The organism is Saccharopolyspora sp. NPDC000995, from assembly GCF_053599315.1.
On sequence record NZ_JBSFLZ010000004.1, the window covers coordinates 58,450 to 72,805 of the forward strand.

At 67.8% G+C, this 14,356-nt stretch carries 13 protein-coding genes and 1 pseudogene; 3 read left to right on the plus strand and 11 right to left on the minus strand.

All coding sequences use genetic code 11. The features are described from left to right. The first annotated feature begins 7 nt into the window (after window positions 1-7). Entirely contained in the window at window positions 8-310 is a 303-nt protein-coding gene (locus ACWDKQ_RS02960) for a DUF397 domain-containing protein (protein WP_450137077.1), read from the plus strand. A gap of 84 nt (window positions 311-394) precedes the next feature. Here the strand turns inward: ACWDKQ_RS02960 and ACWDKQ_RS02965 are convergent, their stop codons facing one another. The 7 genes from ACWDKQ_RS02965 to ACWDKQ_RS02995 form a co-directional block, all read right to left on the minus strand. Beyond that, entirely contained in the window at window positions 395-1,396 is a 1,002-nt protein-coding gene (locus ACWDKQ_RS02965) for an ABC transporter ATP-binding protein (RefSeq protein ID WP_450137078.1), read from the minus strand. Further along, window positions 1,389-2,399: an ABC transporter ATP-binding protein gene (locus tag ACWDKQ_RS02970; RefSeq protein WP_450137079.1), complete on the minus strand. Its 1,011-nt coding sequence runs from the start codon at window positions 2,397-2,399 to the stop codon at window positions 1,389-1,391. Before ACWDKQ_RS02970 ends, ACWDKQ_RS02965 begins: the two co-directional genes overlap by 8 nt. Before the next feature lie 11 nt (window positions 2,400-2,410). Next, window positions 2,411-3,370, minus strand: coding sequence for an ABC transporter permease (locus tag ACWDKQ_RS02975; protein WP_450137080.1), 960 nt, complete (start codon window positions 3,368-3,370; stop codon window positions 2,411-2,413). Then, on the minus strand, window positions 3,363-4,289 hold the full coding sequence (locus ACWDKQ_RS02980) for an ABC transporter permease (protein WP_450137081.1): 927 nt from the start codon (window positions 4,287-4,289) through the stop codon (window positions 3,363-3,365). The genes ACWDKQ_RS02975 and ACWDKQ_RS02980 overlap by 8 nt, the downstream gene beginning before the upstream one ends. Before the next feature lie 73 nt (window positions 4,290-4,362). Continuing rightward, window positions 4,363-5,994, minus strand: coding sequence for a peptide ABC transporter substrate-binding protein (locus ACWDKQ_RS02985; protein ID WP_450137082.1), 1,632 nt, complete (start codon window positions 5,992-5,994; stop codon window positions 4,363-4,365). 206 nt (window positions 5,995-6,200) lie between these two features. Continuing rightward, complete coding sequence (locus ACWDKQ_RS02990; RefSeq protein WP_450137083.1) at window positions 6,201-7,154, minus strand: Ppx/GppA phosphatase family protein; 954 nt, start codon at window positions 7,152-7,154, stop codon at window positions 6,201-6,203. Between the two features lie 868 nt (window positions 7,155-8,022). After that, window positions 8,023-9,651, minus strand: a complete 1,629-nt coding sequence (locus ACWDKQ_RS02995; protein ID WP_450137084.1) for a lytic transglycosylase domain-containing protein — start codon at window positions 9,649-9,651, stop codon at window positions 8,023-8,025. Window positions 9,652-9,762: 111 nt separating this feature from the next. On the opposite strand from ACWDKQ_RS02995, the pseudogene ACWDKQ_RS03000 reads away from it, so the two are divergent. Then, window positions 9,763-10,038 (plus strand): annotated as a pseudogene (locus ACWDKQ_RS03000) (acyl-CoA dehydrogenase family protein); the annotation flags it as partial. A gap of 363 nt (window positions 10,039-10,401) precedes the next feature. Here the strand turns inward: ACWDKQ_RS03000 and ACWDKQ_RS03005 are convergent. The 3 genes from ACWDKQ_RS03005 to eno form a co-directional block, all read right to left on the minus strand. Beyond that, entirely contained in the window at window positions 10,402-10,902 is a 501-nt protein-coding gene (locus ACWDKQ_RS03005; protein WP_450137085.1) for a DUF501 domain-containing protein, read from the minus strand. Window positions 10,903-10,904: 2 nt separating this feature from the next. After that, window positions 10,905-11,234 carry an FtsB family cell division protein gene (locus ACWDKQ_RS03010; protein ID WP_450137086.1) on the minus strand — a complete coding sequence of 110 codons (330 nt, stop codon included), beginning with the start codon at window positions 11,232-11,234 and terminating at the stop codon, window positions 10,905-10,907. 210 nt (window positions 11,235-11,444) lie between these two features. Continuing rightward, entirely contained in the window at window positions 11,445-12,731 is a 1,287-nt protein-coding gene (gene eno / locus ACWDKQ_RS03015; protein WP_450137087.1) for a phosphopyruvate hydratase, read from the minus strand. A 277-nt stretch (window positions 12,732-13,008) separates the two neighbouring features. Between eno and ACWDKQ_RS03020 the strand changes: the two genes are divergently transcribed. Then, window positions 13,009-13,386: a tetratricopeptide repeat protein gene (locus ACWDKQ_RS03020; RefSeq protein ID WP_450137088.1), complete on the plus strand. Its 378-nt coding sequence runs from the start codon at window positions 13,009-13,011 to the stop codon at window positions 13,384-13,386. Window positions 13,387-13,476: 90 nt separating this feature from the next. Here the strand turns inward: ACWDKQ_RS03020 and ACWDKQ_RS03025 are convergent, their stop codons facing one another. Then, entirely contained in the window at window positions 13,477-14,277 is an 801-nt protein-coding gene (locus ACWDKQ_RS03025; RefSeq protein WP_450137089.1) for a lytic transglycosylase domain-containing protein, read from the minus strand. Between the last annotated feature and the right edge of the window lie 79 nt (window positions 14,278-14,356).

The window sequence follows — 14,356 nt, forward strand, 5'->3', positions numbered from 1 at the left end:
ACTACGGATGCAGCGCGATGAAGCGATTCTCTGGAGAAAGTCCTCGTACTCGCAGGGGCAAGGCACCTGCGTCGAGGTCGGATGGCGGAAGTCCAGTTATAGCCCCCACAACGACAACTGCGTCGAGGTCGGCTGGCGCAAGAGCAGCCGAAGCGGCGGCAATGGCGGCAACTGCGTCGAGGTCGGTGTTGGTTTCGACGCCGTCGGGATTCGGGACACCAAGGATCGAGACGGCGGGCGCTTAGCCGTCACTCCTGCCCAGTGGCAGGCGTTCCTGTGTTCCGTCAAGGACGGCGCACTCGACGCCTGAACCACCGGATCGGGTGAGAGGTGAGGGGCACGCTGGGGTGGCTATACCGCTCAAAAGTGCCCCTCACCTCGAAAAAATCGCCCGTCAGGAGATTACGCGGGGGCGTTCCTCGGCGAAGTGGCAGGCCGAGGGATGGTCGCCCAGGCGGACCCGCAGCTCCGGAACCTTCTCCGCGCAGATGTCCTGTGCCTTCCAGCACCGGGTGCGGAAGCGGCAGCCCGACGGCGGATTCGCCGGGCTCGGCACGTCACCCGTCAGCCGGATGATCTCGCGCTTGCCGCGCAGCGTCGGGTCCGGCACCGGCACCGATGACAGCAGCGCCTGCGTGTACGGGTGCTGCGGGTGCTCGTAAATCTGCTCGTCGGAGCCGATCTCCACGATCTTGCCGAGGTACATCACCGCCACCCGGTCCGACAGGTGGCGGACCACCCCGAGGTCGTGGGCGATGAACACGTACGACAGCCCGAACTCCTGCTGCAGGTCGCCGAGCAGGTTCATCACCTGCGCCTGGATCGAGACGTCGAGCGCGGACACCGGCTCGTCGCAGATGATCACCTTCGGACGCAGCGCCAGCGCCCGAGCGATGCCGATGCGCTGCCGCTGACCGCCGGAGAATTGGTGCGGGTAGCGCTGAATGTGCTCCGGGTTGAGCCCCACCACGTCCAGCAGTTCCTGCACCTTCCGCCGTCGCTCGCCCTTCGGCGCCACCTCGGGGTGAATCTCGAAGGGCTCCCCGATGATGTCGCCCACGGTGCGCCGCGGGTTCAGCGAGGTGTACGGGTCCTGCAACACGATCTGCAGGTCGCGGCGCAGCTTGCGCAGCTCGGCGCCGCGCATCTTGAACATGTCGCGGCCCTCGAACAGGGCAGTGCCGCTGGTCGGCTTCTCCAGCCGCATCAGCACCTGCGCCAGGGTCGACTTGCCGCAGCCGGACTCGCCCACCACGCCGAGCGTTTCGCCCCGGTTGAGGTCGAACGACACGCCATCAACAGCCCGCACGTGGCCGATGGTGCGCTTGAACAGCACGCCCTGGGTGACCGGGAAGTGCTTGACCAGGTCCCGCACCTGGAGGATCGGCTCAGCCACGGGTCATCAACTCCTCCGCGAAGTGGCAGGCGCTGGCCCGCCCCAGACCCAACTGGTGGTAGGTCGGCACCTCCTGCCGGCAGCGTTGCTGGGCGCGCGGGCAGCGCGGGTGGAACGGGCAACCCGGCGGCACCGCGAGCAGGTTCGGCGGCAGGCCCTTGATGGTCTCCAGCTCCTGCCCCTTGAGGTCCAGGCGCGGGATCGACCGCATCAGGCCTTCCGTGTACGGGTGGCCCGGCTGCTTGTACAGGGAGTAGGCGTCCGCGGCCTCCACGATCCGCCCCGCGTACATCACCACGATCCGGTCCGCGACCTCGGCGACCACGCCCAGATCATGGGTGATCAGGATGAGCCCCATGCCGCGCTCCCGGCGCAGCTCGTCGAGCAGGTCCATGATCTGGGCCTGCACCGTGACGTCCAGCGCGGTGGTGGGCTCGTCGGCGATGAGCAGTTCCGGGTCCAGCGCCAGCGACATCGCGATCATCGCGCGCTGCCGCATGCCGCCGGAGAACTGGTGCGGGTACTCCTTCACGCGCTGCTTGGCGTTCGGGATCTTCACCTGGTCCAGCAGCTCGACGGCCCTGGCCATGGCGGCCTTGCGGGACATGCCGCGGCGCATCCGCAGCTGCTCGGCGATCTGGAATCCGACGGTGTAGACCGGATTCAGCGCGGACAGCGCGTCCTGGAAGATCATCGCCATCGAGTCGCCGCGCAACTCCCGGCGACGGCTGTCCGACGCCGTGAGCAGGTTCTCGCCCTGGTACCGGATCGCCCCGCCGGTGATCGCACCGGGCGGGATGTCGAGGATGCCCATGATGGTCTGCGCGGTGACGCTCTTGCCGGAGCCGGATTCGCCGAGCACGGCGAGGGTTTCGCCGGCGGCGACGTGGTAGCTCACCCCGTTGAGGACCTTGGCCACGCCGTCCCTGGTGCGGAACTCCACGTGCAGGTCGTCGACCTCCAGCAGCCGCTCCACCGGAGCCTTCTTGTCCACAGTAGACAAAGTGGTTTCTCCTACTTCTGCTTCGGGTCGAGCGCGTCGCGCACGGCGTCACCGAGCATCACGAACGCCAGCACCGTGATCACCAGGAACCCGGCCGGGAAGAACAGCAGGTGCGGCGCCGCCTGGATGTAGAAGCGCGACTCGGCGATCATCACGCCCCACGACACGACCGGGTCGCGCAACCCGATGCCCAGGAACGACAGCGTCGCCTCGGCACCGATGAAGCCGCCCAGCGCGATCGTCGAGTACACCAGCACCGGCGCGAGGCAGTTCGGCAGCATGTGCCGCAGGATGATCCGCGGCGCGCTGGCGCCGAGCGCCCGCGCCGCCTTCACGTAGTCCTGCTGTTTCGCCGAGATCGCCGCCGAGCGCATGATGCGCATCGAGATCGGCCAGGACAGCACCGCGATAGTCAGCACGACCTGGCCGACGATCCGCGTCGCGCTGGGAATGGCAACCTCGGCGTTGAAGGTGGTCAGGATGACGATCGCGCCCAGCACGAACGGCAGGCCCAGGAAGATCTCGGAGAACCTGGACAGCAGGTTGTCCACCCAACCACCGGAGAAGCCGGCGACGATGCCGACGGCACCGCCGAACAGCACGGTCAGCAGCGTCGACAGCACGCCCACCGCGATTGATGCGCGGGTGCCGTAGATCGCGCGGGCAAAGATGTCCCGTCCGAGGTTGTCGTAGCCGAACCAGGCCTCGGCGGAAGGCGGCTGCCTGGATTTGGAGAGGTTCGTCCACGACGGGTCTACCGAAGTGAACATTCCCGGGAACGCCGCGATGAACAGCAGCACCAGGATGATCAGCGACGCCGCGATGAACAGCGGGCGGCGCCGCAGGTCAAGCCACGCGTCGCCCCAGAGGCCGCGGGGCTTCTGGGACTTGCCCCCGTTGGTCGAGGGGGCCGGCCCCTCCGGTTCCACGGCCGGGCCGGTGACCAGGCTGGAAGCACTTTGGTCAGTCATATCGGATCCTCGGGTCGAGAACCGCGTAGAGGATGTCCACGAGCAGGTTCATCAGCAGGTAAACCAGCACCAGCAGGGTGACGATCCCGGTCACCGTGGCGCCTTCCTTGGTCAGGATCGACTTGAAGACCAGGCCGCCGATGCCGTGGATGTTGAACACGCCCTCGGTCACGATCGCGCCACCCATCAGCGTGCCGAGGTCGGTGCCCAGGAAGGTGATCACCGGGATCAACGAGTTCCGCAGCAGGTGCACGCCGACCACGCGCTTGGGTTCCAGCCCCTTGGCGACCGCGGTTCGGACGAAGTCCGCGTGGCGGTTCTCCATCATGGCGGTCCTGGTCAGCCGCGCCACGTAGGCCATGGACAGCGAGCCGAGCACGAAGCCGGGCACGATCAGCTCCCCGATCGACGGGTTCGCGCTGACCGTTGGTTTGATGATACCTAGTTCGCTGCCCAGGGTGATCTGCAGCACGAAACCGGTGACGAACACCGGCAGCGAGATCAGGAACAGGGTGGACACCAGGACCAGGTTGTCCAGGAATCCGCGGCCGCGCAGGCCGGTCAGGATGCCGGCCGCCAGGCCGATAACGCCCTCGATGACCAGCGCGACGACGGCGAGCTTGATGGTGGTCGGGTAGGCGTTCTGGATCAGCGTGCTGATCTGGATGCCCGCGTAGGTCTCCCCGAAATCACCCGTTAGGAGCTTCCCGAGGTACTTGAAGTATTGAACGATCAACGGATCGTCCAGGTTGTACTTCTCGTGCATCTCGGCGATGTAGGCGGGCGGACAGCCGCGGTCCCCGCACTTTCCCGCGAACGGGTCACCCGGGATCGCCCAGACGAGCAAGTAGATGATCAGAGTTGTCCCGATGAAGACCGGGATCAGTTGCAGCAGCCGCCGCAACATGTAGCGACCCATTCGGGCCTCCTAATCACAGCCAATGCAGGGCCCGGCCCGCCGGATCACGGCGGGCCGGGCTCCGGCTCGGTTCTTACTGCTTCAGGCGCACCGTGGTCAGGTCAAGTTCACGGTAAGCCTTGACCTCACCTTCAGCGATCCGCTCCGAGAAGCCGTACTGCACCGGCTGCGTCCACAGCGGGATCAGCGGCATGTCGTCGGCCAGCAGCTTCTCCGCATCGGCGTAGGCAGCGGTGGCCGCCTCGATGGTGGGAGCCGCGTTCGCCTTGTCCAGCGCCGCGTCGAACGCCGGGTTGCTGTACTTGTAATCGTTCGACGACGCGTTCGTGCGGTACAGCTGGGTCAGGAAGGTCTCGATGTTCGGGTAGTCGGCCTTCCAACCGGTCCGGAACAGGCCGCTGAACTTGTATCCGTTGGCCTTCTGCCGGAACTCGCCGAACGTCGGGGTCGGGACGAACTGCGTCTCGATGCCGAGGTTCTGCTTGATGCTCGCGGCCACCGCCTGCACCCACTCGTTGTGGCCGCCGTCGCCGTTGGTCTCGACGGTCAGCACGCCCTGGAAGCCACCCGCCTGCTGCAGGTACTGCTTGGCCTTCTCCGGGTTGAACTCGCAGGCCTCGCCGCACTGGTTCGGGCGGTAGCCGTCGACCGCCGCGGTGGCGAAGCCGTCCGCCGGGTCTCGACCACCGGCGAACACCTGCTGGGTGATCGTCTTTCGGTCGATGGACATCGAGATCGCTTTGCGCAGCAAGGGGTTCTTGAACTTCGGGTCGTAGAGCGGGAAGCCCAGCGTCTGAGTCAGCAGACCCGGCTTCTGGTGGGCGCGCTCGCCGAGGTCCTGCTTCCACTTGTCACCGATCAGCGCGGAGACCGGGATCGCCCGCAGGAAGTCCAGATTGCCCGCGGTCAGGTCCTGGTAGGCGCTGTCGAGCTGCTCGTAGACCTTGAACTTGGCGCCCTTGATGGTCGGCTTGTTGGTCCCCGCGTAGTTCTCGTACGCGGTGACGTTCAGCTCCTGGTTCGGAACGCGGGACTCGAACTTGAACGGCCCGTTGCCGATCGGGTGCTCCTCGAAGGCCTTCGGGTCCTTGAAGAACGAGTCCGGCAGCGGCATGTAGGCGGAGTAGCCCAACACGACCGGGAAGATCGTGAACGGCGCCTTCAACCTGACGGTGAAGGTGTTGTCGTCGACGACCTTGAGGCCGGACAGCTCCTTGGCCGCCGGCGGCGGGGCCTGCTGCGGCCCGTCCTTGCCGTCCGGGTCCTCGGACTGCATCTGGTCGTAGCCGTCGATCTGCTCGAAGAAGCTAGCGCCTTGGAGGCCGTTCGGACCGTATGCGTTGTAGTTCCAGGCGTCCACGAAGTTCTTGGCCTTGACCGGGGTCCCGTCGTGGAACGTCCAGCCCGGCTTCAGCTTGATCGTGTAGTTCTGGTGGTCGGTGGACTCGATCGAGTCCGCGACCGCGTTCTCCACCTTCAGATCACTGGCCCGGTAGTCGACCAGGCCGGTGAACAGGGCGTTGATGACGAAGCCACCGTTTTCCTCGGTGGTGTTCGCCGGGACCAGAGGGTTCTCCGGCTCGCCCCAGTCGAGGGTAACGATGCCGTCGTCTCCGGAGCCGCTGCCGCCTCCACCGCAGCCGGTGACGATCATCGCCACCGCCAGCGGGGCGGCGACCATTGCGGCCAAGCGTCCCTTTCGCATGTAGGTCCTCCCGCTTCCACGCGTGCCCCAGGTGTTGATTTCCGGGGTCATCACGCGCGGCGGATCATTCACCGCCGCGTCAGATGAGCGTAAACATAAGTGAGAACCATTTCACAGCAATGCCCCGTCACAAAGCCGTCACTTTCTGAATCGTTCAAGTCTACTATTCACCCAAAAGGTGGTATCGGGCGTCCACATCCCGAGAACTAGCTGATAGACAGTGCTATACCGTCCAGTATGTCGTGCTCACTGACAGTAATGGCGGAAATGCCTGCGCGCTCCGCCAATTCGTCTGCCAGCACCTTCACGACCAGCGCACCGCCGCCGATCACATCCACTCGACCCGGGTGCATGGCGCCGATTGCGGCGCGTTCGGCATGCGTCATCCGAAGAAGATCGTCGGTAATCTGTTCGACTCGAATCTGGGAAACATGGGAAAGATGAATTGCCGCCGGATCATATTCGGGCAGTCGCTGTGCGATTGCGGACAAGGTCGTCACCGTGCCGGCCACCCCGACCCAGGTGCGCGCGCCCGAACAGTCCACCGCCGCGAACGCGTCGTCGAGGGTCTGCCGGGCCACCTTCTCGGCCTCCCGGACCTCCTCGTCGGTAGGCGGGTCGCTGCGCAGGCAGCGCTCGGTCAGCCGCACGCAGCCGACGTCGGCGGAGTACGCGGCTGCGATGTCGGCGCGCACGCCGTCCCAGGTGCCCACGACTAGCTCGGTGGAGCCGCCGCCGATGTCGGTGACGACGAACGGTCCGTCCTCCGGGTCGAGGTCGCCGACCGCGCCGGTGAACGACAGCCGCGCCTCCTCGTCACCGGTGATGACCTCGGCGTCAACCCCCAATGTCTCCCGGACCATGGCAAAGAAATCCGCGCGGTTGGACGCGTCCCGGGTGGCCGAGGTAGCCACCATTCGGACCCGCTCGACCCCCTTGCCAACGGCGATCGCGGCGTATTCCGCCAGCGCCGCCTGGGTGCGCTCCAGCGCCTCGTCGGCAAGCCGCCCGGTGGCGTCCACGCCCTGCCCGAGCCGGACGATCCGCATCCCGCGGTAGACGTCGCGCAGATCGCGCCGACCGTCGTCGTGCGCGGTCACGTCGGCCACCAGCAGGCGGATCGAATTCGTCCCGCAGTCGATCGCCGCGACCCGTGACATCTGCGTCCTCCTCGTTCGTCGGGTAGCGCCCATTGCGCACCCACACCAAACTACCGCCTACTCCGACATGCCAGGATGAAAAATCCGCCAGACATCCGCAACCACGGCCCCACCACGAATCAAAGGACGCGTGGCCGCCGAGTGGCCACGCGTCCAGGAAAATCAGCCTGGGGTTGCGCCGGAGATGATGTGGGCGCCTGCCGTTTCGTTCCCTCCTCCACAATATGCGGGCACGCCATCCAGCATCACTGGCGTAATACTGGTTGAGGTAAATGGGATGAGCGCCACCCATCGGAATCCGCCGGTTTACCGGAGCAGCGAAAACACTTGACCCGGCGGAATGCCGCCAGGATTAAAGAACAGCCTCGCCGGACTGCCGTCTCCGCCGATGAATAACCAAAGCCTCCCAGAGTGCCACCTCGTGGGCCGTTGAACCTGACGTCCACTTGACGAACGAAGACGCCACCACCGTTAACGTCACCCACGTGCACGATCAACTCGGCTTTTGATCCACTCCGGCCGACACCCATCAGGCATCGTCCACGGGTTCAGCCCCAGAGCGATCACGGCATTTGCCGGAACTGGTCGAGTCTGATTGGACGGCGGATTCAGATACGCGAGCGCGACTGATTGCGACGCCAGAACAGCAACGACACGAGAGGTAAAATCAAAGCACAGCGCAATGATTCGCGCACACTATTGCGCACTTAAGCCCTTGGGTTTAGAGTGATTCACATCCAGAATGAGCGCACGTTATCGCAAATCTTTTCACACGTCAAGGCAATACCATCCACCGTCCCGAATACGCCATCGAGCCTTCTTAAACTCAATAAAATGAACTGGCACTCTCGCTGGCACGATACTGAGATTACGAAGGTGGTGCCCAAACGTTCGGTACAGCACAAGGCTCAAGCGATCCCGGGGTGCCGGACTCGACGTAGACGGTCTGGCCGGGCACCACGGTGTGCGGGTCGCTCACCCCCGGGTCGAGGGTCGTGGCTGGCGACTGCTCCGAGGCGAACTCACCTCTGATGAGCACGGCCGGGTCGCAGGCCTTCGGCAGCTCGCCCTGCGCCGAGCTCGGCGGGGTGGTTGATTCCGGTGATGGCACGGTGCTTCCGGCCGGCGGTGCGGATCCGCCCGGCGCGGACATCGGCGGCGCCGGATTCTCCGGAGTCCCGGGCGACGGCGCTGGAGGCGGGATCGTACCCGGTGGTGTACCCGACGGCGTCGGGTACGGCGGGGTGTCAGGTTGAGTCGTGGGCGGTGCAACCCCAGCCGGTGCATCAGGCGGTGCAGCGCTCGGCGGCGCGCCAGGCGGGGTCGTGGGAGGTGCAACCCCAGCCGGTGCACCAGGCGGTGCAGCGCTCGGCGGCACGGCAGGCGGGGTGGCCGATTCCGGTGGGGTGAGATCCGGCGGGGACGGTTCCGGGATCTCAAGCGGCGGGACTCCGGTCGTCGGCGACTGCTCCGCCGGGTGGGGCGTCGTATCGGGCGGCGGGCCGGTCGGGGCGGGCGTGGCCGGGGTGGGCTGCGGCGCAGGCGCTCCGGTCGGCGCTGGAGGCGCAGGCGGAACCATTGCCAGGACCTGCGGGCCGTCCGGCAGGCGCTCGCCTTCGAGCACGTCGCCGACCTCCGGCGCCAGCTCGGAAGGCGTCGGCGTGACACCGTTGGCGTATGCGGCCGCCCAGATCAGCACCGTCCGCACGTAGCTGTCGGAGTGGTTGTAGCGGAACACCGCCGCCGCGAGGTTCTGCGGGCTGCGCAAGTCGTCGCCGCTGCACAGGTACCGCGCAGCCGCGAGGCTGGCGTCGTAAATGTTGTGCGGGCTCGCGACCCCATCGTCGTTGCCATCGACGGCGTACTTCTGCCAGGTCGACGGGATGAACTGCATGGGCCCGACCGCCCTGTCCCACACCGGGTCGCCGTCGTAGCGGCCCGCGTCGGTGTCCGGGATCGCCGCGAGGCCCGGGTCGCCGGACAGCCGTGGGCCGAGGATCGCCCGCACCGTCGTGCCGAGCACGTCGACGCTGCCGGAGCGGGCGTGGCCGGACTCGATCCGGCCGATCGAGGCCAGCACCGACCAGGGCAAACCGCAGCGCTGCCCACCGCGATCCACCTGGTTCGCGGCGCGGACGTAAGCGTCCAGCAGCTCTCCCGGGATGCCCAGCGACCCGGTCGGCAGTTCCACCTGCGGCCCCGCGCCGGTGGCGAGCTGCCGTGGATCGGCCGCCCGAGCCAGCACCTCGAGGCTGAGCAGCGGTACCTGCGGGAGGTTCCCGCTGACGCCGAGTTCGCGCGGATCGGGCTCCTCGCCGACCGGCTGCCGCGGATCGGTCAGGAACGAACTCGACGCCGCCAGCGTCGTCGGCAGCAGCAGCACCGGAGCCATCGCGGTCACGGCGACCCACTTGCGCGCCTTTCGCCGAGCCGCCGCGCGGAGCCGCGGTGTCGTTTTCCACTCGTGCTTGCCGCGGCGCTTGTTGCGAGCCGTCACTAGCTTCCATCCCCAGACCAACATCACCGGAAAAACCGAGATGGCTCCTTGGATACACCACCGGTTCGAGGAACGCCGGATGGCGAGCGGGCACGTCACCCGTCCGACTGGCGCGACGTGCGGGCCAACACCACCACCGAACCGCTCGCCGACGGCACCTACCGGATCGTCGGCCACAAGTGGTTCACCTCGGCGCCGATGAACGACCTGTTCCTGACCCTGGCTCAGACATCCGGCGGGCTGAGCTGCTTCCTGGTGCCGCGGGTACTGCCCGACGGCAGCCGAAACGAGATCCGGCTCCAGCCGTTGAAGGACAGGCTGGGCAACAAATCCAACGCGTCGGCCGAGATCGAGTACGCGGGCGCGCTCGGCCACCTGATCGGCGAAGGCTCGGCAACGTCACAGCGCTGGACCTGTTGCGCGCACTGGACAAACAACCGTCCACTCCGGACGCCGTCCTCGCGGAGCTCGACGCCCCCGCCCGAACGGGCGCGCGCCTCGCAGAGCTCCTGTCGCTGACGCTCCGGGCGTCGCTGCTGCCGCGCTTCGCGCCGACGCACGTCGCGGAGTCGTTCGCCGCTACGCGGCTCGCTGCCGCTGGCCGCACCTTCCGTGCTGGCCGCACCTTCGCTGCGACGCCGATCCCGGGCGCTCGCGCCCTCCTCGGTCGCATCGCTGCGACGCGCTGACACGATTTCCATGGAAATCGAAAGTCTGATTTCCATGGAAATCGCGCCGTCACGGAGCGGGTCAGCGGTTGAGCAGGTAGCGGTGCTCGGGCCAGCGTTCGGCGATCAGGTCGATCGCCTCGTCGCCGAACGGGTTGACTCCAGGCCCCTTGGCCAGGGCGTGGGCGATGTGCACGTGGAGGCACTTGACCCGGTCCGGCATGCCGCCGGCGCTGACCTGGGTGCCCAACGATTCGAGCGCGTCGCGTTCCGCGAGGTAGGACTCGTGCGCGTGGCGGTAGCGCTCCGCGAGCTCCGGGTCGGTGGTCAGGCGCTCGGCCATTTCCCGCATCAGGCTCTCCGCCTCGAAGGTGGAAGCGTGCGCCACCAACTGCGGGGCGGTCAAGTAGTACAGCGTCGGGAAGGGGGTGCCGTCCTCCAGCCGCGGCCAGGTCTGGACCACCGTGGGTTCTCCGGCCGCGTCCCGCGCCGCGATCGCGTGCAGGCCGCGCGGTGGCCGACCTAGCTGCCGGCGGATGCATTCCCGATCCGCATCGCTGATCGTCGGCACGCCCGAGTTCACCGTCAAGATCCCTTTCCCATCACCGAATTCCAGAGCTGTTCGTACCACGGCACGCCGTCTTCGGCGGGGGCGACCGGGGGCGGCGGCGCGGCCGGTTCGGTCGGCAACTCCACGATGTAGGGCGTCTCGCCCGGACGCACGTAGCCCAGCCTGGCCCGCGCTTCTGCTTCTACCTGCGCTGGGTCGGAGAGTTCCGCCTTGCGCTGTTCCAGCTCCCTGACCTGCTGGGTCAGCTCCGCTTGCTGCTGGTCCTGCTGGGCCAGCTCGGCGCGTTGGCTCAGGTAGGTGCGCAGCGGCACCGACACGCTCAGCGCCATCACGCAGACCAGCATCGCCAGGCCTGCGGCCCGCCTGGTCGAGGAGAGCTTGAACGCTCCCCCCGTGCTGGACCGCGGGCGGGACCGGGTCGACGCTTGCCGACCCGGTCTCCGGCTCGAGGTCCTGGTCCCGTCCCGGCGGACGCGCTCACCACGGCGCTCCGCCGGGGACTCGCCCCGGCGGTTGCGCCGCTGTGGATCCGATGCGCGCCCGACCGGCATGGCTCAGCTCTCCGGCGTGAACCGTGGGAAGGCCAGCTCGCCCGCGTAGCGGGCGGCGTCACCGAGGCCCTCCTCGATGCGCAGCAGCTGGTTGTACTTGGCGACGCGCTCGCTGCGGGCCGGGGCACCGGTCTTGATCTGGCCGCAGCCGGTGGCCACCGCCAGGTCGGCAATCGTGGTGTCCTCGGTCTCGCCGGAGCGGTGGCTCATCATGCTCTTGTAGCCGCACGAGGTGGCCAGGCTGACCGCGTCCAGGGTCTCCGACAGCGTGCCGATCTGGTTGACCTTGACCAGCAGCGCGTTGGCCGCGCCCCGGCTGATGCCGTCCTCCAACCGCTCCGGGTTGGTGACGAACAGGTCGTCGCCGACGAGCTGCACCTGGCCGCCGACCTGCTCGGTCAGGCTGGTCCAGCCGTCCCAGTCGTCCTCGGCCAGCGGGTCCTCGATGGACACCAGCGGATAGGCGCCGAGCAGTTCCTGGTAGTAGGCCGCCATCTGCTCGGCGGTGCGCTTGGAGCCCTCGAAGTTGTAGGTGCCCTCGGAGAAGAACTCGGTCGCGGCGACGTCCAGCGCCAGCACGATGTCGCGGCCCAACTTGTAGCCGGCCTTCTCCACCGCCGAGGCGATCAGGTCCAGTGCCTCGCGGTTGTTCGGCAGGTCCGGGGCGAACCCGCCCTCGTCGCCAAGGCCGGTGGCCAGACCCTTGGCCTTGAGCACCGACTTCAGCGCGTGGTAGGTCTCAGTGCCCCAGCGCAGCGCCTCGGTGAAGGTGTCCGCGCCGATCGGCGCGATCATGAACTCCTGGATGTCGACGCCGGTGTCGGCGTGCGCGCCGCCGTTGAGGATGTTCATCATCGGCACCGGCAGCACGTGCGCGTTCGGTCCGCCGACGTAGCGGAAAAGCTCCAGTCCGGAGGTCTCCGCGGCGGCCTTGGCGACCGCCAGCGAGACGCCGAGGATGGCGTTGGCGCCCAACCGGGACTTGTCCGGCGTGCCGTCCAGGTCGACCAGCCTCTGGTCGACGACGCGCTGCTCGGTGGCGTCCAACCCGGTCAGTTCCGGGCCGATCTCGTCCAATACCGCCGCGACCGCGTTCTCGACACCCTTGCCGCCGTAGCGGGCGGCGTCACCGTCGCGCAGCTCGACGGCCTCATGCTCGCCGGTCGAGGCCCCCGAGGGGACCGCAGCGCGGCTGAGCGTGCCGTCCTCCAATGCCACTTCGACCTCGACGGTGGGGTTCCCGCGCGAGTCGAGGATCTCGCGGGCTCCGACCTGCTCGATGATCGCCACGTGTGCTCCTAACCAGCCTTTGAACTATGGACGAAGCGGGCCGCCCCGGCGTTCCCGCGCGCGGCGAACCGGCCGAACGCCCGACGACCGACTACGAGCCTAACGGGGCCGGTGAGGCCGCCGACGCAGGCTCGCGCGCTGCCGACGGGCTCGCGGGTTTTCGACCCCGGTCGACAAGCCCGGCGTTCGGCCGGTATTCGCATCACGGACACCAGCCGGAAGACCATCCGGACGGACGTCTCGGAACAGCCGATCGGCACGTAACGTTGTCCACGCCATGACGACCGAAGGCACCGTCGAAGCGTTCCGCCGGGCAGAAGAACTGCTCGCGCAGCGCCGCCCCCTGGAAGCCATCCGCGTCTTAGAACCCGTCCTCGACATCGCCGCCGACAAGCCGAGCGTGCAACTGCTGCTCGGGCGGGCTTACTACTTCTCGGCCCAGCTGCGCCGAGCCGAGCGGGCGTTCCTGCGCGTACTGGAGTTCGACCCGTCGGACCACTACGCGCGCCTGGTGCTGGGCCGCACCCTGCAGCGCCTGGGCCGCTTGAACGAGGCGCGCGCCCAGATCAGGCTGGCCGCGACGATGCATCCGGTGCCCGCGTACCAAGAAGCGCTGGGCGAGATCAACGCCCACATCGCCACCCGCGACATCTGACCCCCGCACTGCCCTGTGTCGCGGGAACCACGGGTTGCGGAAATCGCGCGCCGTCGCCCTCCGGCGCGCGAAATCAGCTTTCGCCCCCGGTCAGCGGCGGCGGTTGCCCGCTTCGGCGTAGGACTCGGCCAGGGCGAACACCTTCTGGCCGTACTCCACCGAGTTGTTGTACGACATGACTCCCGACCACCAGCCCGCACCGGTGGTCATGTCCCGGCCGCCCGCGCATAGGTAACGAGCCGCGGCCATCGCGGCGTCGTCCAGGTTCTGCGGATCGCCGGTCCCGTCGCCGTTGCCGTCAGTCGCCCACTTCCGCCAGGTCGATGGGATGAACTGCATCGGCCCCACCGCGCGGTCGTGCACGACGTCGCCGTCGAGCGCGCCGCCGTCGGTGTCCGGGATGACCCGGATCCCCGGCGCGCCGTTGAGCGGCACCCCGATGATCGGGCTGGACGGCCGGGCGTCCTCGCGCAGCAGCCGCCCGGCGAAGCGGCCGTGGTTGGACTCGATGCGGCCGAGGCCCGCCAGCGTCGCCCAGGAGACCTTGCAGTCTGGCTGGTGCCGGCGCATTGCCAGGTCCGCATTGACGTAGGAGACGATGGCGCGGGCCGGGATGTCCACCACCACTGACACCTCGTCGGCCCATTCCCGCACTGGGTCCGCGCCGGGCCGGGGCTGCGGGATGGGTTCCTCGACCGTCGGCGCCATCGAGCCGGGTACCACCGCCGCGGGCGCCACGTCCTGTTCGGATGGCGGCTCGGCCACCGGCGCGGTCGGGGGCTTGCCGAACACGCTGACCAGCCCGACCCCGACGACCATCGCGGCCAGCAGCGCAACGGCGACCACGAGCCGCCCTAATGCGGCCGACACCGGGGACGTGTTCTTGATCACGTCGCCCAGGCTACTCGCTAGTAGATCCTGCCTCCAGAGGCCGATCAGCTGTCTCAAGTCGAGAGCAACCGCCCCCGAT